The following is a 20,175-nucleotide window of genomic DNA, read 5'->3' as shown; positions in this document are numbered from 1 at the left end:
CATTTCCGGCGAACACTTACACTGTGTCGCCAAATCAATTGCTGGAGTGGGGGAGACACAATGGCATCGCGTAGGTTTTCCAAGGGCGTGACCTCGCTCGTTCTTTTTTCGTCGCTTGCATCGCCGTCCTTCGCTGGCGGTCTGGAGCGTGGCGGCTATAACATCGATCAGCTGTTCGATACGTCGCCTTTTTCGTTTCAGTCGGGCGTTACCTACGTCACGCCGCAGCGCAAGCTGAAGGACGTCCGTGACACGGATACGTCGACATCTCCAGGCGGTGGCAATCTGAACAGCCGTCCAAACACCGCTGACGATACGTCAAATTACACCATCCCTTATATTGGCTTTAAGGCTGGTTTTGGCGATGCAATCGACTGCCTGGTCGACTATTCAGAGCCCTTCGGCGGGCATACCGACCCCGGTCTGAACTGGGCCGGTGCCAACAATAACATTGAGACAGAGATCAAAACCCGCAACTATGGCGGCACCTGCTCCTATCGTTTTGATGTCGGCCCTGGGCAGCTTCGCTTCATCGGCGGCGCTTTCTATCAGGAAGTCGAAGGCTTCAAGGAACGTCTGGTTTCAACCGTTCCGCTTCTCGTCGGTACGGGCAACGGCGTCGGCCGCCTCGATCTCGAAGATAGTGGCTGGGGTTGGCGCGCCGGTCTCGCCTACGAGATTCCGGAATATGCAATGCGAGCGAGCCTCGTCTATAACAGCCGCGTAAAATACGACAATTTGACCGGTACGGTGGATCTGACGCAGGTGACTGCACCATTTGCACCGCTGAATGGCGCTCCTTATGGAAGGGTCACGGATGTCTTCGGCTCTGCCGAAGCGCCGGATTCGCTTGAGCTTAAGTTGCAAAGCGGTATCGCTCCGGATTGGCTCGCCTTCGGATCGGTAAAGTGGACGAACTGGAGTGTCCTGCAGTCCGTGCCTTTCTGCCCAAAATCGACCAAGGGCTTAGTCGCCTGCACCTCTGGCGGTGCCACGGAGCTGACGTCGCTCGACCTTCTTTACCAGGACGGTTGGACGATCACCGGTGGTGTTGGCCACAAATTCAACGAGCAGTGGGCAGGTGCAGTCAGCCTCACCTGGGATCGCGGCACCAGCCAGGGCTATGGCGCGCAGACCGATAGCTGGACGCTGGGGCTCGGTGCAGCCTTCACGCCGACCGAACATATCGAATGGCGCGTTGCCGGTGCCGTGGGCGTGTTGACGAGCGGTTCGTCCGGCGTCGTGACCCAGAATGGGGTCACGTTTGGAGATGATGTCTCCTACTCCTTTGACAACGATCTGGTCGCTGCGCTGTCGACGAGCCTAAAGATCAAGTTCTAATTTCCCGATTTGAAGAATTGAGGAGCCCGGCACTGCCGGGCTCTTCTTTATTCGTGCCCGTTAATCATGCCATTTCCGATCCCGTTTTGTGACGATTCAGCAACACATTTTTACGACGTTTGGCGTATGGTGGTGGTGGGGTGGATTTGTCCATTTCCCGCCACAAAGAGGGCGCAGCGCTATTTGCGGGCGAGGTGATGGCAGGCGTACGGTGCGTGTAAATAGTAGCATGGGTCGATTTTTTTCCGGTGACATCAAATTGTACGGCGCGATTGGCGACATTCGTTTGATTGCGGTCGTTTCGCTTTCCGAACAAGGCTGTTCCGGCCGCCGATCCGGCCTCGCGATGAAGTCGTCGATCCGTTCATTGTCGCTGTTTTCGACCCGCTCGGATGAGCAGCCCGGCTTTGCCGGAAAGGTCGATACCGGTTTCGTCACATTTACTGTTTACGAATGCGATAGAGGCGGGAAGGCGGATGCCGCACCTGCCGAAAGAGTGCCACGGAGATTGCAGTCGAGCCATGCCGGGAGCCGGGTGGTTCTGAAGGATGGGCTGAGAATATCGCCTTTGAGAAAAGGCCAATGGGCTGGATGCGACGCGGGTAAAGGAGCCATGGAGCTCGCCGCGGGATCGCTCGCCTCGAAGAAATACATCCGCGGGATGCAAGGCATGAGCGCCGTTGCCGCCTGCCTGGGATGAGCGAAAGAAATCGGTTGAAATGGTGACGTCCGAGTTCAAACTGTTCAAATTCATGCTGGTGGGCATGTCTATAGCCGTAGCGCTGGCGCTGTCCGGTCCGTGCCGTGCATTCGACATCAAAGGTGGCGTCAGCAAGGAATCCGGACCGTTCGATCTCTTCAAGTTCGGCTTCAAGGCCTATAAGAACGGCCAGAAGGAAGAGGCGGTAGAAGCCTATAAATACGCTGCCGAAAAGGGGCACACCGGCTCGCGCTGGGCGCTTGCCAATATGTATGCCGATGGCGACGGTGTCACGCAGGACGATTTCGAAGCCTTCAAGATCTACAGCGAGATCGCCCAGCAGGGCGTCGAACCCGGCTCAGAAGATACCGGCTTCTTCGTCAACGCGCTGCTCTCGCTCGCCAGTTACTACAGGCACGGCATATCAGGCAGTCCGGTCAGGATCGACCTCAGCCAGGCGCGCCAGCTTTATTTTCAGGTGGCCTCCACCTTTGGCGTCCCCGAGGCGCAGTTCCAACTGGCGCAGATGATGCTGGCCGGCGAGGGCGGCAATGCCAGCCCGCAGCAGGCGAAGAAATGGCTGAACCAGGCCCGCAAGAGCGGCCATCCCGGCGCCATGGCGGTCTTCGGCAATATTCTGTTCGACGAAGGCCAGACGGCCCGCGGTCTGGCGCTGATGACGGCAGCACTCGATCGCTGCAAGCCCAAGGACTGCGGCTGGATGGAAGCGCTGCAGGAGCAGGCCTTCTCGGTTGCCAACGAGGCCGACCGCCGCACAGCGGTATCGCTGTCGCACACCATCGCGAGCGGTACCGACGACTAAGCGGCCCAAGTCTATTCGGAGGCGTGAAGCTGTAGGCGGAAAGCCTCAGCCCGCGAAATTGAAATAGGCGATGACAGGCACGTGGTCGGACGGCTTTTCCCAGGCTCGCACATGTTTTTCGATCGCAGCCGACGTCATCCGGTCGGCAGCTTCCGGCGACAGCAGCAGATGGTCGATGCGGATGCCGTTGTTCTTCGGCCAGGCGCCGGCCTGATAATCCCAGAAGGAATAAAACTGCGTCGCATCCGTCGTTGCGCGCACCGCATCCGTCAGCCCGAGATTTTCGAGCCTGCGGAACGCCGCCCGTGTCTGCGGCAGAAACAGTGCATCGTTTTCCCAGACCTTGGGATCGAAGCAGTCGTGCGGTTCCGGGATGACGTTGTAATCGCCGGCAAGGATCAGCATCTCCTCATAGGCCAGCCGTTCGGTGGCGAACGTCTGCAGGCGCTCCATCCAGGCGAGCTTGTAGGGATATTTCTCCGTTTCGACAGGATTGCCGTTGGGCAGGTAGATGCAGCAGACGCGCAGGATTCTCGAGTCGGACAGGGTGAACGCCGCTTCGAGGAAACGCGCCTGTTCGTCCAGCGGATCGCCGGGCAGGCCGCGGTTCACTTCGAAAGGTGAACTCTTGGAGAGGATCGCGACGCCATTGAAGCCCTTCTGGCCGTGCGTCTCGACATGATAGCCGAGCGCCTCGATCTCCAGCCGTGGGAAACCTTCGTCGACCGTCTTGATCTCCTGCAGGCAGACGATATCCGGATCGGAATCCTTCAGCCATTGCGTGAGATTGTCGATGCGCGCCTTGACGCCGTTAATGTTCCAGGTCGCGATCTTCATGGCTCTGTCCCGTTCCGTATAATGCATGTCGCCCAGAAGTGTGCAGCGGGCCTGGGAGACGACAGGCATAAAAACAAAGAGCTAAAGCGCACCGCATGAATCAGTGTCGATCCGGCGCGCTTCAGTGCGCTTCTTTTATCGCGGTCTTTCGCCGCCGGACAAGACGATAAACCGGCCGGAAGGAATTCTTCGGCCGGTTTGATGGGGAGTATGTGCGTTTAGACGTTCAGATCGAGAAACTGGTGCCGCAGCCGCAGCTTGCCACCGCATTCGGGTTCTTGATCTGGAAGGATTGGCCAAGCAGATTGTCGACGAAGTCGATCTCCGAGCCTGCCATATAAACGAGGGAAAGGCTGTCGATCAGCACCTTGGCATCGTTCTTTTCAACGATGATGTCGTCGTCGCCGGCACCGTCGGCAAGATCGAACTTGTAGGAAAAGCCCGAACAGCCGCCGCCTTCGACGGAAACGCGCAAGGCGCTCTTGCCGGTTTCGGCGCCGACGATCGCAGCGATACGCTTTGCCGCGGCATCTGAAAGGGTTACACTCGTATCCGTCATGTTTCCTCCTGCCGGGGTCAAGATCCGGAGAGAATGGGTTTTGGCACTTGAATGTTCAAATGCCTGATATCAAAGAAACTTACCATGATATCTGCGAAAAGGCGATGATGCGCCGAAGCGGTTAAGAAAGCGCCTCTTTGCCGTTTCATCGGGCTATAGGTATGAAGAGCGTTAGGCGGCGTCAATGGGCAGATGCGGCAACATGCAGGATGACGGTGAAGAATGACGATCGATACGCGTGCTTTGGGTTTTGGCAGCAGTGAGAGGGCGGTCTATGCGGCCGACCCCTGGACGACGCGCGGGCGGCTCTATCAGGAGGACGGAAGCCCGACGCGCTCCGATTTCCAGCGCGACCGCGACCGCATCGTCCACACCACCGCCTTCCGCCGGCTGAAGCACAAGACCCAGGTCTTCATCGCCCAGGATGGCGATCATTACCGCACCCGGCTGACGCACACGATCGAGGTGGCCCAGATCGCCCGCGCGCTTGCCCGCGCCCTGAAGCTCGACGAGGATCTGGCCGAAGGCGTGGCGCTCGTGCACGATTTCGGCCATACGCCGTTCGGTCATACCGGCGAAGACGCGCTGCACGAGGTGCTGCTACCCTATGGCGGCTTCGATCACAACGCCCAATCGCTGCGCATCGTGACCAAACTGGAGAGGCGTTATGCCGAATTCGACGGCATCAACCTGACCTGGGAAAGCCTCGAAGGTCTCGTCAAACACAATGGCCCCCTTCTGACGGCTGATGGAGTGGGCACCCGCGGTCCCGTGCCGCAGCCGATCCTTGATTATTGCGAGTTGCACGATCTAGAGCTTGCAACCTATGCCAGCCTTGAGGCCCAGGTCGCGGCGATCGCCGACGACATCGCCTATAATACCCACGATATCGACGATGGCCTGCGCTCCGGCTACCTGACTTTCGACATGCTGGAGGAAATCCCGTTTCTTGCCGGGCTGATGGCCGAGGTGAGGGCGAGATATCCACATCTGGAGCCGAGCCGCTTCACCCATGAGATCATGCGCCGCCAGATTACCCGCATGGTCGAGGACGTGATTGGCGTGGCGCAGCAGCGGCTGTCGCTCCTCCGCCCTGAGAATGCGGCCGACATCCGCGCTGCCGACCGGGTTATCGCCACCTTTTCCGAGGGGATGGCCGAGACCGACAGGCAGATCAAGGCCATGCTCTTCAAACGCATCTACCGCAATCCCGATATCATGCGCATCCGTGCCGGTGCCGCCCAGATCGTCACCGATCTCTTTGCCGCCTACATGGTCAATCCCAAGGAGATGCAGAGCCATTACTGGGTCGATCATATCGCCGGCCTGTCCGATGCGCCGAAGGCCCGCCATGTCGGCGATTATCTCGCCGGCATGACCGACACATATGCCATCAGCGCCCACAGGCGGTTGTTTGACCACACTCCGGATTTGCGATAGGCAGCGGTCGCCCACGCCGAGGGCCGATTTGAGCCTTTGGCACAGCCTATGCATGGAAGAGTGCGATGAACCTTTTTACCGACTTCGAAGCCAGGATCAAAACCGCCCTTGAACAGATCGATCTGGTCAGGGAAAAGCGATCCGAGCTCGATTTCGGCCGCATCACCGTCGAGCCGCCGCGTGACGCGAGCCATGGCGATGTCGCGACCAATGCCGCAATGGTGCTGGCAAAACCGCTCGGAACCAATCCGCGCGCGCTGGCCGACGTCATCATCGCCAAGCTCAAGGAGGATGCCGACGTCGCCGATGTCTCGGTCGCGGGGCCGGGCTTCATCAACATCCGTCTCGCCGTCGGCTACTGGCAGCGGCTGCTCGCCTCGATGATCGGCTCCGGCACCGATTACGGCCGCTCGGCGCTCGGCGAGGGCAAGAAGGTCAACGTCGAATATGTCTCGGCCAATCCGACCGGCCCTATGCATGTCGGCCATTGCCGTGGCGCCGTCGTCGGCGACGCGCTCGCCAACCTGCTCGCTTTTGCCGGTTACGGCGTCGAGAAGGAATATTACATCAACGATGCCGGCTCGCAGATTGACGTGCTCGCCCGTTCCGTCTTCCTGCGCTATCGCGAAGCGCTCGGCGAAAAGATCGGCGAAATCCCCTCGGGTCTCTATCCCGGCGACTATCTCGTACCCGTCGGCCAGTCGCTTGCCGCCGATTACGGCGTGCGGCTGCACAACATGCCGGAAGACCAATGGATGCCGATCGTCAAGGATCGCACCATTGATGCGATGATGGTGATGATCCGTGAGGATCTGGCGGCTCTGAACGTCCATCACGACGTCTTCTTCTCCGAACGCACCCTGCATGCCAATGGTGCAGCCGCGATCCGCACGGCGATCAACGACCTGACCTTCAAGGGCTATGTCTACAAGGGCACGCTGCCGCCGCCGAAGGGCCAGCTTCCCGAGGACTGGGAAGATCGCGAACAGACATTGTTCCGTTCGACCGAGGTGGGCGACGATATCGACCGGCCGCTGATCAAGTCGGACGGCTCCTACACCTATTTCGCCGCCGACGTCGCCTACTTCAAGAACAAGTTCGACCGCGGTTTCGACGAGATGATCTATGTGCTCGGCGCCGACCACGGCGGCTACGTCAAGCGCCTGGAAGCGGTTGCACGCGGCGTTTCGGATGGTAAGGCGAAGCTGACAGTGCTGCTCTGCCAGCTCGTCAAGCTCTATCGCAACGGCGAGCCGGTGAAGATGTCGAAACGCTCGGGCGATTTCGTCACGCTTCGGGACGTCGTCGAAGAAGTCGGCCGTGATTCGGTCCGGTTTATGATGCTTTATCGCAAGAATTCCGAGCCGCTCGACTTCGATTTCGCCAAAGTGACCGAACAGTCGAAAGATAATCCTGTTTTTTATGTGCAGTATGCGCATGCTCGCTGCATGTCGGTCTTCCGGCAGGCGAGGGAGGCTTTTCCCGACCTCGATGTCTCCCACGAGAAACTGGCGAAAACCGTTGCAGGCATTGGCGATCCGGCCGAATTGCAGCTTGTTGCCAAGCTCGCTGAATTCCCGCGTATCGTCGAGGCGGCGGCCCAGTCGCAGGAGCCGCATCGTATCGCTTTTTACCTCTACGACCTCGCCAGTTCCTTCCACGCGCATTGGAACAAAGGTAAAGATCAGCCGGAATTACGATTTGTTAATGATAAAAACCGAGAATCAAGTATTGCCAGACTTGGGCTGGTGTACGCCGTCGCGTCGGTTTTGAAGTCGGGACTTGCCATTACAGGCACTGCCGCACCGGACGAAATGCGATAACGTCACCATTTCCCCACAATGCGCTGGCATTTGAGCGTTGGCGTTTGCGAGTGGGAATAGGCATGGCTGATAAACAACTTGCGTATGATACGCGCGGAAAAAACGATCTGTTTGCAGACGACGATCCGTTGGCTGAACTGGCCCGTATCGTCGGCTTCGAGCCGCGTGTTGCAGCGAATACGGTGACGGAGACCGCACGGCGCGAGCCAGCCCTCGATCTCGAGGACGAGCTTGGGCGCGAGTTCGACCGCTACGACTCGCCACGTCCGCTCGCAGAGCTCGACCGGCCCGCCGAGTCGATCTCTGATGATGTCACTCCTGAAGATTACGTCGAGCCCGTTCTCGACGCTTCTCCCGCTGCCGAACATGCGGAGGCTCCTGAGCCGGTTTCTGTCGCCCCCGTCGAGGCTGAAGAAGAAGTAGCTTTGCCCGCCGCAGGGAATGGGGACGCATCTGCTGCCGACTGGGCGGAGCAGCTTTCTCCCGAGCCCGACGCGTCGGTGCAAACGGTCTTCGGCGGTGCGCGCGACCTGATCGAGGAGCTTGAGCTGTCGATCGGCGCAGCACCGGTCTCTTCGCTGGCGCAGCCCACCAAGGCGCCGCAATGGTCGGCTGCCAGCATCAGGCTGCCGCTTGCCAATTTCCATGCCCCGAGGCGCGAGGAGCCGGTTGTTTTGCCGGAGCCTGTGGTCGAAGCTGTCTCCGCACCGGTTGCTGAAGCACCATCCGCCGATCTTCCTGTGGTCGAGCCTCAACCTGTCATCGAGCCGCCGGCGCTTGTCGCCGCTGTCGAGCCTTCCGAAGAATTCGAATCCGCTTCTTCTTCACTTGGCTTTCCCGCCGAACTCGATCGCCATGATGAGGTGATCGCGCCGGAAGAGACCGCCGAGGCCGAAGAATTCGTCGAAGTCGAGGAAGAGCTGGAGGACTTCGGGTCCGACGCCGGTTTCGATCTCATCGCCGCCGCCGTCGAAGGCGAGATCCAGGCCGATGCCGCCCTGACCGAGGTCGTGCCTGATGTTCCGCACACCGCCGGCACATTCGATCTCGACGATCTGCTCGCCGACGTCTCGCGTTATCCGGTGCCGCAACGTGCCACCCCGGCGCCCGTCTCGCCGCAACCCGCATCGATCGAGGCAGCGCCCGTTCCCGCCACCCCCGTGACCGCCGCACCCGTCGAGCCCAAGGTGATCGCGCCCGCACCGCTCGCCGCAGCACCCGTCCGGTCTGCTCCGGTCGAGCTGGCCCCTGTCTATGCTGTCGAAGCCGCAAGGCCGATCGCGCCGCAGCTTGCCGAGGTCGTTGCGCCTCAGCCTGCCGCAGCGACATATTCGCCTGCGCCGCAGCCGGTATCGGAAGCCGACGACCCCTTCGCCGGCCATGATTTCGAGCTGGATCTTGCCGGCATCGAGCTGGAACTGACCGATCTCGATTTCTCCGAGCCGTCCGAGCCCGCACCGCAGCCTGAGCCGCCGGCCCCTGCTCCCCAGCAGGCGGCTGCCGTCGCTCCTCGCCCCGCTCCGGTTTTTGCTCCTGAGCCGCCGGCTCCTGCTTTTGAGCAGGCTGCAGCCGCTCCTGCACGGTCCGCTCCGGCCTTCGTTCCCGAGCCACAGGCTCAAGCTCCGGCTCCGGCTTTCAACTGGACGCCTGTCTCCGAATCGACCGAAGACCTGCCATTCGATCCGGCGATGATCTCCGATCCGGAGGATCGTCCCGAGGCCGTCGACGACATGCACGTGCCGGCGCTGCCGCCGGTCGAGCAGCCCGCGCCGGTCGCGAAATCCGCGGATTTCGATTTCGATCTCGACGCCGAGATTGCCAGCTTCTTTGAACCGGCCAAACCGCGGCAAACGCCGACGCCGGTCCGGGATACGGCCGCCGCCGCTGCACAGCCGGTCAAGCCCACCATTGCCGATGGCCTCGATGATTTCGAACGGGCGCTGGAGGAAGATTTCCGCCGCAGCGTGCGCGAGCCGGTCGAGCGCCGCGAGACCTCCGAGGTCCGCATCGAATCGGCAAGCCAGGCCGCTGATTTCAGCCGCGCCCGATCGATGCGCCAGTTGCTTGCCGGGGCCGTCGTGCTCGTGGTCTTTGCCGGCGTCGGCTATGGCGTCTATTCCTCCGTCTGGAACGGCGAGGGGCTCGGCATTGTCGCGTCCGGCGAGCCGCGCGTGATCACCGCCGACAAGGAACCGGTCAAGGTCGTTCCGGAAAATCCTGGCGGCAAGACCGTGCCGAACCAGGATAAGGCGGTCTACGACCGCGTTGCGGGTTCTGCCGAAGAGCCGAAGCAGAAGGCGCTCGTTTCTTCCGATGAGGCGCCCGTCGATGTGGTCCAGCGCACGCTGACACCGGAAGCGCTGCCCGAGGACGACGAGAACGCCAGCGTCGACGATCAGGTCACGCCGACTGCGGTCGGTGAGACGGAGGATCCGCGTCTGCTGCCAACCCAGGACAGCGCCGACAACGCTTCGGCAACCGACACCGACAAGACGCCGTCCGTTTCGCCGCGCAAGGTCCGCACGATGATCGTCAAGCCTGACGGTACGTTGGTCGCCCGCGAGGAATCGGCGCCCGTCGAAGAGCCGACGCCGTCTGACCAGGCGACACAGTCTGCCCAGGCAACGCCGTCGGCCCAGCCGATGCCGCCAGCTCAGCCGGCGTTGACGGCTCCGTCGACCCCGTCCGCGCAATCGACCCCGGCTGCACCTCCCGTCGGTGGAACGGCCGCAAGCTTCCCGGCAAGCGCCGAGGTTGCTTCCGCCGATGCGCGTTCTGCAGCCCCCGTCGAAACCGCGCCGGTACAGCCGCCGCTCGCCGGCAGTGCCGACGCGCAGTCCGCAAATCCCGCCCCGGTCGCTCCGCCGGTGCGCCCGGTCAAAACCTCGGGGATTGCCGATACCGCTCCGATTCCGACCGCCCGTCCGGTCGATCAGCCCGTCAACGTTGTCGGCACAGTGACCGAGAAGGGCAATGTCCGCCCGACCGCACAGCAGCCGAAGACGACGGAGGTCGCCGTCGCAGCACCCGTCGCCGCAAAGCCGCAGCAGGCCGCATCCGCCGGCGGCTACGGCATCCAGATCGCCTCGCTGCCGTCGGAAGACGAGGCGACCAAATCCTATGCCAACCTGTCGAAGAAATTCGCCAGCGTGCTCGGCGGCCGCAGCCACGAGATCCGCAGGGCCGATATCGCCGGCAAGGGCACTTTCTACCGTGTCCGCATACCGGCCGGTTCCAAGGATGAGGCCGCAGCACTCTGCGAACAGTATCGCGCAGTGGGTGGAAGCTGCCTGATCTCCAGGTAGGATCGCGTCTTTGAATATAAGAGCGGCGGGCCGGATCGGTCCGCCGCTCTTTTTTGTGCATCGCGCCCGACCTTGCTCGCATTTGGCCGGGCGCGGTCTATGATTCGGATATGACCGAATCAAAAGCGATGATCCTTGGCTGCAGCGGCCTTGCCCTCACATCCGAAGAGAAAGCCTTTTACCGGGGCGAGCGACCTTGGGGCTTCATCCTCTTCGGGCGCAACATCTCCGAAGCACGGCAGATCGCCGATCTCGTCGCCGAACTGCGCGATAGCGTCGGCTGGCATGCGCCGGTGCTGATCGACCAGGAGGGCGGCCGCGTCCAGCGCATCCGCCCACCCGTCCTGGCGCGTTATCCTTCCGGCCATGCGCTCGGCGATCTCTATCGCCGCGATCGCGCACTCGGCCTGCGCGCCGCCTGGCTGATGTCGCGGTTGCACGCCTTCGATCTTTCGAGCCTCGGCATCGATGTCGATTGCCTGCCAGTGCTTGATGTGCCGGTCGAGGGCAGCAGCAACGTCATCGGCGACCGCGCCTATGGTGGCGATCCGCAGACCGTCATCGCGATGGGCCGGGCGGCTGCCGAGGGGCTGAAGGCCGGCGGCCTGTTGCCTGTGATGAAGCATATGCCCGGCCACGGTCGCGGCTTTGCCGATTCACATCTGGAGCTGCCTGTCGTCACCGTCTCGCGCGATGAGCTGGAGCTCCATGACTTCCCGCCCTTTGTCGCAATGAAGGACGAGTTGATGGCCATGACCTGCCACGTCGTTTTCGCCGTCATCGACCCGGACAATCCGGCGACGACCTCGCGCATGGTGATCGACGGCATCATCCGCGAGCACATCGGCTTTAACGGTCTGCTGCTCTCCGACGACAGCTCGATGAACGCTCTTGCTGGCACGATCGGTGAACGTGCGGCGAATATCATTGCAGGCGGATGCGATATCGTGCTGCATTGCAACGGTAATATGGACGAGATGTTAGATGTCGTGGCAAATGTTCCGTCGCTTGCCGGCATATCGCTTGCCCGCGCAAAAGCGGTGGAAGCAGGCTTCGCGGCGCCGGATACCGCCGATGAAGCGGAATTGAGGGCGGAATTCGAAGCGATGTTTGCGACGGTCTGATCGTAAGGGAGCAGCTAGGTGAACACGGTCAAGGGCACGGAACGTCCACAGGCGGCAACGCCGATGGACAAGCTGTGGCAGGATAACGGAGCTGAGCGCGCCAGCCACGAGCCGGCGCTGGTGATCGACGTCGCCGGCTTCGAAGGTCCGCTCGACCTGTTGCTCTATCTCGCCCGCAACCAGAAGGTCGATCTGTCGCGCATTTCGGTGCTGGCGCTCGCCGAGCAATATCTGCTGTTCATCGAAAGCGCCCGGCGTATCCGCATCGAGCTTGCCGCCGATTACCTCGTCATGGCAGCCTGGCTTGCCTATCTCAAGTCGAAGCTGCTCATTCCTCAGCAGGCCAAGGATGACGGCCCTTCCGGCGAGGAGCTGGCGGCAACGCTCGCCTTCCGCCTGAAACGCCTCGAAGCTATGCGCCAGGCTGCAGACGGCCTCGTCAACCGCAATCGCCTCGGCCGCGATATCTTCGTGCGCGGCGCGCCCGAGCATATTCCCGATCGCCAGCAATCCGCTTATGCGGCGAGCCTTTACGATCTCCTGACCGCCTATGCGGCGCTACGCCAGCGCCACGCCGTCACCCAGGTGACGATTGAGCGGCGCACCGTCTGGTCGCTGACCGATGCCCGCGAGCTGCTGACCCAGATGATCGGCGAGGTCGCTGACTGGACGGCGATGGAGCATTATCTGCTGCGGTATCTCGCAGCGCCCGAAGAACGCGTCACGGCAATCGCCAGCGCCTTTGCCGCCTCGCTGGAGCTGGTGCGCGAGGGCAAACTCGAAATCCGCCAGGACGGCGCCTTTCAGCCGATATACATGCGCCGCGGTCCGAAACATGCCACGCTGCAGGTGGTCGAACAGGAGCGGCCGGCTTGATCGATCTGAAGGGCGAAGAGGATTTCGAAGGCAATTTCGAAGACAGGAGCCGCGACCTGCAGGCCGAGATCGAGGCCGAGCGCATCGCCGAGGCGCTGGTCTTCGCCTCCTCGCAGCCGGTCTCCGAAGGCTTCCTCGCCGAGCGCCTGCCTGAGAATACCGACGTGCATGCGATCATGCTGCGCCTGAAGGAGCAATATGCGCCGCGCGGCGTCAATCTCGTGCAGGTCGAAGGAGCATGGGCCTTCCGCACTGCCGCCGACCTGTCCTTCGTCATCCGCCGTGATGACAATGAGGTGAAGAAGCTTTCGCGCGCCGCACTGGAAGTGCTGGCGATCATCGCCTATCACCAGCCGGTGACGCGTGCCGAAATCGAGGATATCCGCGGCGTCCAGACCTCGCGCGGCACGCTCGACGTGCTGATGGAAGCTGGCTGGGTTCGGTTCCGTGGTCGCCGGCGCACGCCGGGCCGGCCGGTGACATTGGGCACGACACGCGATTTCCTCGATCATTTCGGTCTCGAAGAGCTGCGTGACCTGCCCGGTCTCGAAGAGTTGAAGGGAGCGGGCTTGCTGTCGGGCCGCATTCCGGCAAACTTCAATATTCCCTCGCCGTTGATGAACGACGAACTGACCGAGGACGAAGACCCGATCACCCAGATGGACCTCGAGGAACTGGGGTTGCTGGCGCCACGCGGCACCTCTGAAGATTGAGGGGCTTGCGTCTTGCTTTTGCCATGCATGGCGAAAACAATGGAGCCAGCACTTTTCGGCGGGTCAATGGCTTGTCATAAAGGGCGATACCGTGACATTAAGCGCAGTTCAAAGGGCGTGATGTTGGAAACGGTGTCGGAAATCCTTACATCGTGGGAACATAGAAACAGGGAGTTAGCGTAATGGGTGGTTTTAGCATGTGGCACTGGTTGATCGTTCTGGTCATCGTGCTGTTGTTGTTCGGTCGTGGCAAGATTCCGGAACTGATGGGCGACGTTGCCAAGGGCATCAAGAGCTTCAAGAAGGGCATGACGGACGAAGACGCGCCGGATACGGCAAAGACCGTCGATCACAAGGCCGACGAAACGAAGTAACCAAGTCCGGGAAAAAGCGCAGCCCCCGCGCTTCCCGTCCAGGAGCCTTGCATGTTCGATATTGGCTGGACCGAGCTTTTGGTCATCGCGGTCGTACTGATCGTGGTCGTCGGTCCCAAGGATTTGCCGCCGATGCTGCGCGCTTTCGGCAAGATGACGCAGCGCGCCCGCAAGGTTGCGGGTGATTTCCGTGCGCAGTTTGATGAAGCGTTGCGCGAAGCCGAGCTTGACGATGTCCGCCAGACGATCAGCGACGCCCAGAAGCTCAACCCGGTCAACAGTCTGCGCGAGGCGATGAACCCGCTCCGCCAGATGGGCAACGAGATCAAGGCCGACCTGCAGAAGGCGACCACGGTCACGGAAAACAAGACCGAGGTGCCTCCCGATGCTGTCGCAGCCCCGACGCCGTCGATGAGCTTGCCGGAAACGCCGCCATTGGTAGCGACACCTGCGCCGTCGGAACCGGTCGCCGCAGCGATTGTGCAAGCTGATACGGTTGCGGCCAGGCCGAAGGCTGTGCGCAAGCCGCGCGTCAAGCCTGCCGACCAGGTCGATGCTGCGGCCGCCGTTGCCGTGCCTGTGGAAAAGCCGAAACGCACGACGGCGGTCAGGAAGCCTGCAACGCCGAAGAAGCCTGCGCAGACAAAGAAGGACGAGGCATGAGCGGTGATATCGAAGACAAGCCGCAGCCGTTGATCGAGCACCTGATGGAGCTGCGCACGCGGCTGATGTGGTCGATCGGCGCGTTTTTCGTCGCCTTCATCGCATGCTTCTTTTTTGCCAAGAATCTCTTCAATTATCTGGTCATCCCATACAAGACGGCGGTCCAGTGGGCTAATCTCGACGTCGAGAAGGCCCAGCTCATCTACACCGCGCCGCAGGAATTCTTCTTCACGCAGGTCAAGGTGGCGATGTTCGGCGGCCTTGTGGTCGCTTTCCCGATCATCGCCGCCCAGGTCTACAAGTTCGTGGCGCCCGGCCTCTACAAGAACGAGCGTCAGGCTTTCCTGCCGTTCCTGATCGCTTCGCCGGTCCTGTTCCTGATGGGCGGCGCGCTCGTCTATTTCTTCTTCACGCCGATGGTCATGTGGTTCTTCCTGTCGATGCAGCAGGCGCCCGGTCATGACGAGATAGCAATCTCGCTGATGCCGAAGGTCTCGGAATATCTGAGCCTGATCATGACGCTGGTCTTCTCCTTCGGCCTCGTCTTCCAGCTGCCTGTCATCACCACGTTGCTCGCCCGTGTCGGTCTTCTGACGTCGCAATGGCTCGCCGAAAAGCGCAAATTTGCCATCGTCCTCGCCTTCGTCGTCGCCGCCGTGCTGACGCCGCCGGACCCGATGTCCCAGATCGGCCTTGCGATACCGACGATCATTCTCTACGAAATTTCCATCTATGCGGCGCGACTCGTGGAGCGCCAGCGTGCCCGGCAGGCGGTCGAAAAGGAAACCGGATCCGCAGACGTTGCCAAGACGGACAGCGTCTGAGCTGCGATCAGGAAATCCCTTCATGAACGCCGTCGACTGCATAGTCCCTAAATCCGAAACGGTTTAAGGAATTAGGCAGCAATTCAAAGTGTTGCGGTGTCCTTTGCGCGTCTGAAAAGACAGGGCGGCGCTGTAACATCCGGTCGAGGCCCGATCAGGCTTTGGCCGGGCCACCTCTGTTGCAACGACCTGGAACGACGATGCTCGATATCAAATGGATCCGTGAGAATCCCGAAGCGCTCGATGCCGCCCTCGCCAAGCGCGGTGCCGAGCCTCTTGCCCAAAGTCTCGTTGCCCTCGATGAAAAGCGCCGCTCCGCCGTGCAGAAGGCGCAGGACCTGCTGTCCCGCCGCAACCTCGCCTCCAAGGAGATTGGCGCGGCGATGGCCCAGAAGAATAGCGAGCTGGCCGAGAAGCTGAAGGCGGAGGTCTCTGAACTCAAGACCCTGCTGCCGGCGATCGAGGAAGAGGACCGGCAGTTGACAGCCGAACTCAACGACGCGCTCTCGCGCATCCCGAACATACCTTTCGACGACGTCCCGGTCGGCAAGGACGAGCATGACAATGTCGTCACCCGCACCGTCGGCGAAAAGCCGCGCTGGAACCAACCACCGAAGGAGCACTTCGAAATCGGCGAAGCGCTCGGCTATATGGATTTCGAGCGCGCCGCCAAGCTCTCCGGCTCGCGCTTCACGGTTCTGACCGGGCCGCTCGCAAGGCTCGAGCGCGCGCTCGGCCAGTTCATGATCGATCTCCACACCAGCGAGCACGGCTATACCGAAGTCAGTTCGCCGCTGATGGTGCGCGACGAGGCCGTCTATGGTACTGCCCAGCTGCCGAAATTCGCCGAGGATCTCTTCAGGACGACGGATGGACGCTGGTTGATCCCGACGGCCGAAGTGACGCTGACCAATCTGGTGCGCGAGGAAATCCTCGACCAGGATAAGCTGCCGTTGCGCTTTACCGCGCTGACGCCGTCCTTCCGTTCGGAAGCAGGCTCCGCCGGCCGCGATACGCGCGGCATGCTGCGCCAGCATCAGTTCTGGAAATGCGAGCTCGTCTCGATCACCGATGCCGAGAGCGCCGTTGCCGAACATGAACGCATGACCGCCTGCGCCGAGGAAGTGCTGAAGCGCCTCGGCCTGCATTTCCGCACCATGACGCTTTGCACCGGCGACATGGGCTTCGGCTCGCGCAAGACTTACGATCTCGAAGTCTGGCTGCCGGGACAGAATGCCTTCCGTGAGATCTCTTCCTGCTCGGTCTGCGGCGATTTTCAGGGTCGGCGAATGAATGCGCGCTACCGCGGCAAGGACGACAAGAGCAACAGGTTCGTCCATACGCTGAACGGTTCCGGCACGGCGGTCGGCCGCTGCCTGATCGCTATCCTTGAAAATTATCTGAACGAGGATGGTTCGGTCACGATTCCGGACGTTTTGCTGCCTTATATGGGCGGATTGACCAAGATCGAACGGGCGGCTTGAGGCGATGCGCATCCTGCTTACGAATGACGACGGCATTCACGCCGAAGGTCTTGCCGCGCTGGAGCGGATCGCGCGCACGCTGTCCGACGATGTCTGGATCGTGGCGCCCGAGACCGACCAGAGCGGCTTGGCCCATTCGCTGAGCCTTTCCGAACCTTTGCGGCTGCGCAAGATTTCCGACAAGCATTTCGCCCTGCGCGGCACGCCGACCGATTGCGTCATCATGGGCATCAGGCAGGTGATGGACATCAAGCCGGATCTCGTCCTGTCAGGCGTCAATTCGGGCTCGAACGTTGCCGACGACGTGACCTATTCCGGCACGATCGCCGGCGCCATCGAAGGCACGATGCAGGGCGTGCGCTCCTTCGCGTTGAGCCAGGCCTACCTCTATGAGGACGGTGCACGCATCGTGCCCTGGGAGGTCTGCGAGACGCATGCGCCGGCTCTTCTGGAAAAGCTGATGGTCCTGGACCTGCCGGAGGGCACGTTCCTCAATCTCAATTTTCCGAACTGCCGTCCCGACGAGGTCGACGGCGCCGAGGTGACCATGCAGGGCAAGCTCGCCTTCAATCTGCAGGTCGATGCCCGCTCCGACGGCCGGGGCTTTCCCTACTATTGGCTGAAGTTTGGCGAACGCGCCGGCGCCTTCGTCGAAGGCACCGATATTCACGCCCTGAAGCATAACAAGATTTCGGTAACGCCTTTGAAACTGGATCTGACCGATTATTCCGTAACGGACCGCGTGGCGCGGGCCTTGGGATACGGAGCACAAGTTTGACGGCAAGACTGGCGGAGAAGGAGGGCTTTGCTGCGCTCGTCCTCAGATTGCGTGCCGAAGGCATCTCCGACCTCGATCTGCTGACGGCGGTCGAGCAGACGCAGCGCTCGCTGTTCGTGCCGCCGCAATTCGCCGACGACGCCTATTCGAGCCGGACGATCCCGATCGAATGCGGTTCCTTCCTCGAGGGTATCGATTTTGCCGTCCGCATCCTGCATCACCTCAAGCTCAAGCCCGGCCAGCGCGTCCTGGAGATCGGCACGGGAAGTGGCTTTACCGCCGCCGTGATGGGCCGCCTGGCCGAGCGTGTTCTGTCCATCGATCGCTACAAGACGCTGACATCAGCCGCGCAGCGGCGCATGGAATCGCTTGGTCTGCGCAACGTCGTCATCCGCCAGGCCGACGGCAGCGCCGGCATGCAGGGTGAGGGCACCTTCGACCGCATCCTGGTGACGGCGGCGTTCAACGCGATGCCGCGCTTTTATACCGACCAGCTCGTTTCCGGCGGCTCGATGATCGCGCCGCTGATGATTTCCGAGAACGAGTGTCGGATGGTGCGGCTGACGAAAACCGGCAGCCGTTTCGAACGCGAGGAACTGTTTGAAGCGCCCTATCTGCCGATCGTTCCGCGTCTTGCCTCGCTGCTGTAGACGTGGATGATTTCAGGCCGGACAGCCCTGAGATTTGCCATCGGAAAAGAGCGCGCATGATCTCGTCCGAGAACCGCTAAGACTTTTCGGCATCATGCTCAGCACACTGCGATTTTTCGCCCGTAAGCTATGGTTATCAACTTCTCAAAAAAATCGCACTGATTCCAGCATCTTAACTGCGTGGTAATACTAACGCGTTTTAATAGACTCACAAATGGTTGCGTTCTCAGTGGGTCGAGTCATGCGTTTCAGTCTTTCGCCAAAGTTCGGGAAGTCGGCCGGTAATCTTCTGGTTGTTAGCCTGCTGGCAAGTGCCGCAACGGGCTGCAGTTCCGATGTGACACGGTTTGGCGGCTTGTTTTCCTCCTCCGGGCAGGACCAGATCACCACAAGTTCCATTCCGCGCAGGAATATGAACGGTTCTCAGGGCGATCCGGTGCCGCGCGCCGATCTTAGCAGCTCGGCCGTTGCCAGCCAGTCGGGCTACGGCGGCGGCAATGACGCGCTGAACCAGCCTTATCCCTCACGCCAGGGTTACGATCCGACCCGCACGTCGAGTTCGAGCGCACGTCTCGCTTCCGCGCCGGTCTCGGTGCAGCGTTCAGAGCTGGCCGCGCCGACGGCCGTTGCTCCGTCCCGGCAGCGGGAAAAGGAAGTTGCGCTCGCCCAGCCTTTCCCAGCTGCGCCGCAGGCCGAAAGGCCCCGATTGGTGGCGCCGGCTGCGCCGAAGGTGACGCCTGATACGCTGACGACAGGCACGACGCCGAAGGTTTCAGGCTGGTCCGCGACCAACGCTCCGTCGGTGACGCTGCGTCCGGGTGAAAGCATCGCCACGCTCTCCAGGCGTTTCGGCGTACCGGAAAAGGAAATCCTGCGCGTCAATGCTCTGAAGACGGCATCTGCCGCTCAGCCCGGCCAGGCGATCCTGATCCCGACCTTCAACGGCGGCAATGCCGCCAAGGCGGCATCGCAGGCGGCTGACCTTTCCAAGCCCGGCAAGATGCCGGCGCCGAAGGCGCCTGAGCAGAACGTCGCCGTCGTTCCGGGCGCCAATTCCGCCCGCGACAAGACGCTGGCGAGTGGCGATGTCACCGGCAAACTTCCCGCCGGCGCTGGCAAGGATCCGAAGGCGCCTGCCGGCACCTATGTCGTCAAGCAAGGCGATTCCCTGGCAAAGATTGCCAAGGCGACCGGTAGCAATGTCGATGACCTCAAGGCTGCCAACAATCTTTCGGCCAGCTCGCTCCGCATCGGTCAGGCTCTGAAGATCCCGAACGGCACCGCCGACAATATCAAGACCGCCTCGATCCCGGCCGAGAAGGTCGATCCGAAGCCGACCCAGCCGGCGGCTGCCCAGCAGACGGCTTCCGTGCAGCCCGCGCCCTATAAGGCACCCGCCGCCACTCAGACCGTCGACGATGTCGAGAAGAAGTCGGACGTCAGCTCCGCCGCGCCGGAATCGACCGGCATCGGCAAATATCGCTGGCCGGTGCGCGGCCAGGTCATTGCTTCATACGGCGCCAACGTCAACGGCAACCGCAATGACGGCATCGACATTTCGGTACCGCAGGGCACGCCGATCAAGGCTGCCGAAAACGGCGTCGTCATCTATGCCGGCAACGGCCTGAAGGAACTCGGCAACACGGTTCTCGTCCGTCACGACGACGGCACCGTCACCGTCTACGGCAACGCCGATACGCTGAGCGTCGCCCGCGGCCAGAAGATCCAGCGCGGCCAGACCGTCGCCGTCTCCGGCATGAGCGGCGACGTCAAGCAGCCGCAGGTCCATTTCGAGGTGCGCAAGGATGCGTCCCCGGTCAACCCGATGACTTTCCTGGAATAGGTACAGCGTACCAGGAAA

Annotated in this window: 18 protein-coding genes; 16 read left to right on the top strand and 2 right to left on the bottom strand. The window is 61.5% G+C overall.

Annotation, left to right across the window (positions count from 1 at the left end):
- Positions 1–60: 60 nt before the first annotated feature.
- The 3 genes from FFM53_RS03010 to exoR all read left to right on the top strand — a co-directional run bounded on the left by FFM53_RS03010 (position 61) and on the right by exoR (position 2,864).
- On the top strand, positions 61–1,341 hold the full coding sequence (locus FFM53_RS03010) for an OmpP1/FadL family transporter (RefSeq protein WP_003538954.1): 1,281 nt from the start codon (positions 61–63) through the stop codon (positions 1,339–1,341).
- A gap of 88 nt (positions 1,342–1,429) precedes the next feature.
- Complete coding sequence (locus FFM53_RS03005; protein WP_246413073.1) at positions 1,430–2,041, top strand: hypothetical protein; 612 nt, start codon at positions 1,430–1,432, stop codon at positions 2,039–2,041.
- A gap of 19 nt (positions 2,042–2,060) precedes the next feature.
- Positions 2,061–2,864, top strand: coding sequence for an exopolysaccharide production regulator ExoR (gene exoR, locus FFM53_RS03000; RefSeq protein ID WP_138391124.1), 804 nt, complete (start codon positions 2,061–2,063; stop codon positions 2,862–2,864).
- Positions 2,865–2,909: 45 nt separating this feature from the next.
- Here the strand turns inward: exoR and xth are convergent, their stop codons facing one another.
- Positions 2,910–3,701, bottom strand: coding sequence for an exodeoxyribonuclease III (xth, locus tag FFM53_RS02995; protein WP_138329829.1), 792 nt, complete (start codon positions 3,699–3,701; stop codon positions 2,910–2,912).
- A 226-nt stretch (positions 3,702–3,927) separates the two neighbouring features.
- On the bottom strand, positions 3,928–4,260 hold the full coding sequence (erpA, locus tag FFM53_RS02990) for an iron-sulfur cluster insertion protein ErpA (protein WP_012757232.1): 333 nt from the start codon (positions 4,258–4,260) through the stop codon (positions 3,928–3,930).
- Between the two features lie 222 nt (positions 4,261–4,482).
- On the opposite strand from erpA, the gene FFM53_RS02985 reads away from it, so the two are divergent.
- The 13 genes from FFM53_RS02985 (at position 4,483) to FFM53_RS02925 (ending at position 20,157) form a co-directional block, all read left to right on the top strand.
- On the top strand, positions 4,483–5,700 hold the full coding sequence (locus FFM53_RS02985) for a deoxyguanosinetriphosphate triphosphohydrolase (RefSeq protein WP_138329827.1): 1,218 nt from the start codon (positions 4,483–4,485) through the stop codon (positions 5,698–5,700).
- 65 nt (positions 5,701–5,765) lie between these two features.
- Positions 5,766–7,523 (top strand): arginine--tRNA ligase, encoded by a 1,758-nt coding sequence (gene argS, locus FFM53_RS02980; RefSeq protein WP_138329825.1) that lies wholly within the window; start codon positions 5,766–5,768, stop codon positions 7,521–7,523.
- 62 nt (positions 7,524–7,585) lie between these two features.
- Complete coding sequence (locus FFM53_RS02975) at positions 7,586–10,828, top strand: SPOR domain-containing protein (protein WP_246413071.1); 3,243 nt, start codon at positions 7,586–7,588, stop codon at positions 10,826–10,828.
- Between the two features lie 110 nt (positions 10,829–10,938).
- A complete protein-coding gene (gene nagZ / locus FFM53_RS02970) occupies positions 10,939–11,952 on the top strand; it encodes a beta-N-acetylhexosaminidase (RefSeq protein ID WP_138391122.1) in 1,014 nt (337 codons plus the stop codon).
- An 18-nt stretch (positions 11,953–11,970) separates the two neighbouring features.
- Positions 11,971–12,828, top strand: a complete 858-nt coding sequence (locus FFM53_RS02965) for a segregation and condensation protein A (protein ID WP_138391121.1) — start codon at positions 11,971–11,973, stop codon at positions 12,826–12,828.
- Positions 12,825–13,541 (top strand): SMC-Scp complex subunit ScpB, encoded by a 717-nt coding sequence (scpB, locus tag FFM53_RS02960; RefSeq protein WP_138391120.1) that lies wholly within the window; start codon positions 12,825–12,827, stop codon positions 13,539–13,541. The genes FFM53_RS02965 and scpB overlap by 4 nt, the downstream gene beginning before the upstream one ends.
- A 182-nt stretch (positions 13,542–13,723) precedes the next feature.
- Positions 13,724–13,915, top strand: coding sequence for a twin-arginine translocase TatA/TatE family subunit (locus FFM53_RS02955; protein ID WP_017960199.1), 192 nt, complete (start codon positions 13,724–13,726; stop codon positions 13,913–13,915).
- A 51-nt stretch (positions 13,916–13,966) separates the two neighbouring features.
- The gene (gene tatB / locus FFM53_RS02950; RefSeq protein WP_138391119.1) at positions 13,967–14,578 is read left to right on the top strand and encodes a Sec-independent protein translocase protein TatB; all 612 of its coding nucleotides are present in this window, start codon (positions 13,967–13,969) and stop codon (positions 14,576–14,578) included.
- A complete protein-coding gene (gene tatC / locus FFM53_RS02945) occupies positions 14,575–15,402 on the top strand; it encodes a twin-arginine translocase subunit TatC (protein WP_129420703.1) in 828 nt (275 codons plus the stop codon). The genes tatB and tatC overlap by 4 nt, the downstream gene beginning before the upstream one ends.
- A gap of 200 nt (positions 15,403–15,602) precedes the next feature.
- Positions 15,603–16,886, top strand: coding sequence for a serine--tRNA ligase (gene serS / locus FFM53_RS02940; protein WP_138391118.1), 1,284 nt, complete (start codon positions 15,603–15,605; stop codon positions 16,884–16,886).
- A 4-nt stretch (positions 16,887–16,890) separates the two neighbouring features.
- Positions 16,891–17,664, top strand: coding sequence for a 5'/3'-nucleotidase SurE (surE, locus tag FFM53_RS02935; RefSeq protein WP_017991200.1), 774 nt, complete (start codon positions 16,891–16,893; stop codon positions 17,662–17,664).
- Positions 17,661–18,314, top strand: a complete 654-nt coding sequence (locus tag FFM53_RS02930) for a protein-L-isoaspartate(D-aspartate) O-methyltransferase (RefSeq protein WP_138391117.1) — start codon at positions 17,661–17,663, stop codon at positions 18,312–18,314. Before surE ends, FFM53_RS02930 begins: the two co-directional genes overlap by 4 nt.
- A 241-nt stretch (positions 18,315–18,555) precedes the next feature.
- Positions 18,556–20,157: a M23 family metallopeptidase gene (locus FFM53_RS02925; protein ID WP_138391116.1), complete on the top strand. Its 1,602-nt coding sequence runs from the start codon at positions 18,556–18,558 to the stop codon at positions 20,155–20,157.
- Positions 20,158–20,175 lie beyond the last annotated feature (18 nt).

Source organism: Rhizobium indicum (assembly GCF_005862305.2).
GTDB lineage: Bacteria > Pseudomonadota > Alphaproteobacteria > Rhizobiales > Rhizobiaceae > Rhizobium > Rhizobium indicum.
The sequence above is the reverse complement of the archived record's forward strand: the minus strand, read 5'-3'. Positions and strand labels throughout refer to the sequence as shown.

Bases quoted from the DNA above. Each gene is read 5' to 3' on its own strand.
- argS (WP_138329825.1), top strand. From the start codon at position 5,766: ATGAACCTTTTTACCGACTTCGAAGCCAGGATCAAAACCGCCCTTGAA.
- xth (WP_138329829.1), bottom strand. From the start codon at position 3,701: ATGAAGATCGCGACCTGGAACATTAACGGCGTCAAGGCGCGCATCGAC.
- erpA (WP_012757232.1), bottom strand. From the start codon at position 4,260: ATGACGGATACGAGTGTAACCCTTTCAGATGCCGCGGCAAAGCGTATC.
- FFM53_RS02955 (WP_017960199.1), top strand. From the start codon at position 13,724: ATGGGTGGTTTTAGCATGTGGCACTGGTTGATCGTTCTGGTCATCGTG.
- exoR (WP_138391124.1), top strand. From the start codon at position 2,061: ATGGTGACGTCCGAGTTCAAACTGTTCAAATTCATGCTGGTGGGCATG.
- tatB (WP_138391119.1), top strand. From the start codon at position 13,967: ATGTTCGATATTGGCTGGACCGAGCTTTTGGTCATCGCGGTCGTACTG.
- serS (WP_138391118.1), top strand. From the start codon at position 15,603: ATGCTCGATATCAAATGGATCCGTGAGAATCCCGAAGCGCTCGATGCC.
- FFM53_RS03010 (WP_003538954.1), top strand. From the start codon at position 61: ATGGCATCGCGTAGGTTTTCCAAGGGCGTGACCTCGCTCGTTCTTTTT.
- FFM53_RS02985 (WP_138329827.1), top strand. From the start codon at position 4,483: ATGACGATCGATACGCGTGCTTTGGGTTTTGGCAGCAGTGAGAGGGCG.
- FFM53_RS02975 (WP_246413071.1), top strand. From the start codon at position 7,586: ATGGCTGATAAACAACTTGCGTATGATACGCGCGGAAAAAACGATCTG.
- nagZ (WP_138391122.1), top strand. From the start codon at position 10,939: ATGACCGAATCAAAAGCGATGATCCTTGGCTGCAGCGGCCTTGCCCTC.
- surE (WP_017991200.1), top strand. From the start codon at position 16,891: ATGCGCATCCTGCTTACGAATGACGACGGCATTCACGCCGAAGGTCTT.
- FFM53_RS02925 (WP_138391116.1), top strand. From the start codon at position 18,556: ATGCGTTTCAGTCTTTCGCCAAAGTTCGGGAAGTCGGCCGGTAATCTT.
- tatC (WP_129420703.1), top strand. From the start codon at position 14,575: ATGAGCGGTGATATCGAAGACAAGCCGCAGCCGTTGATCGAGCACCTG.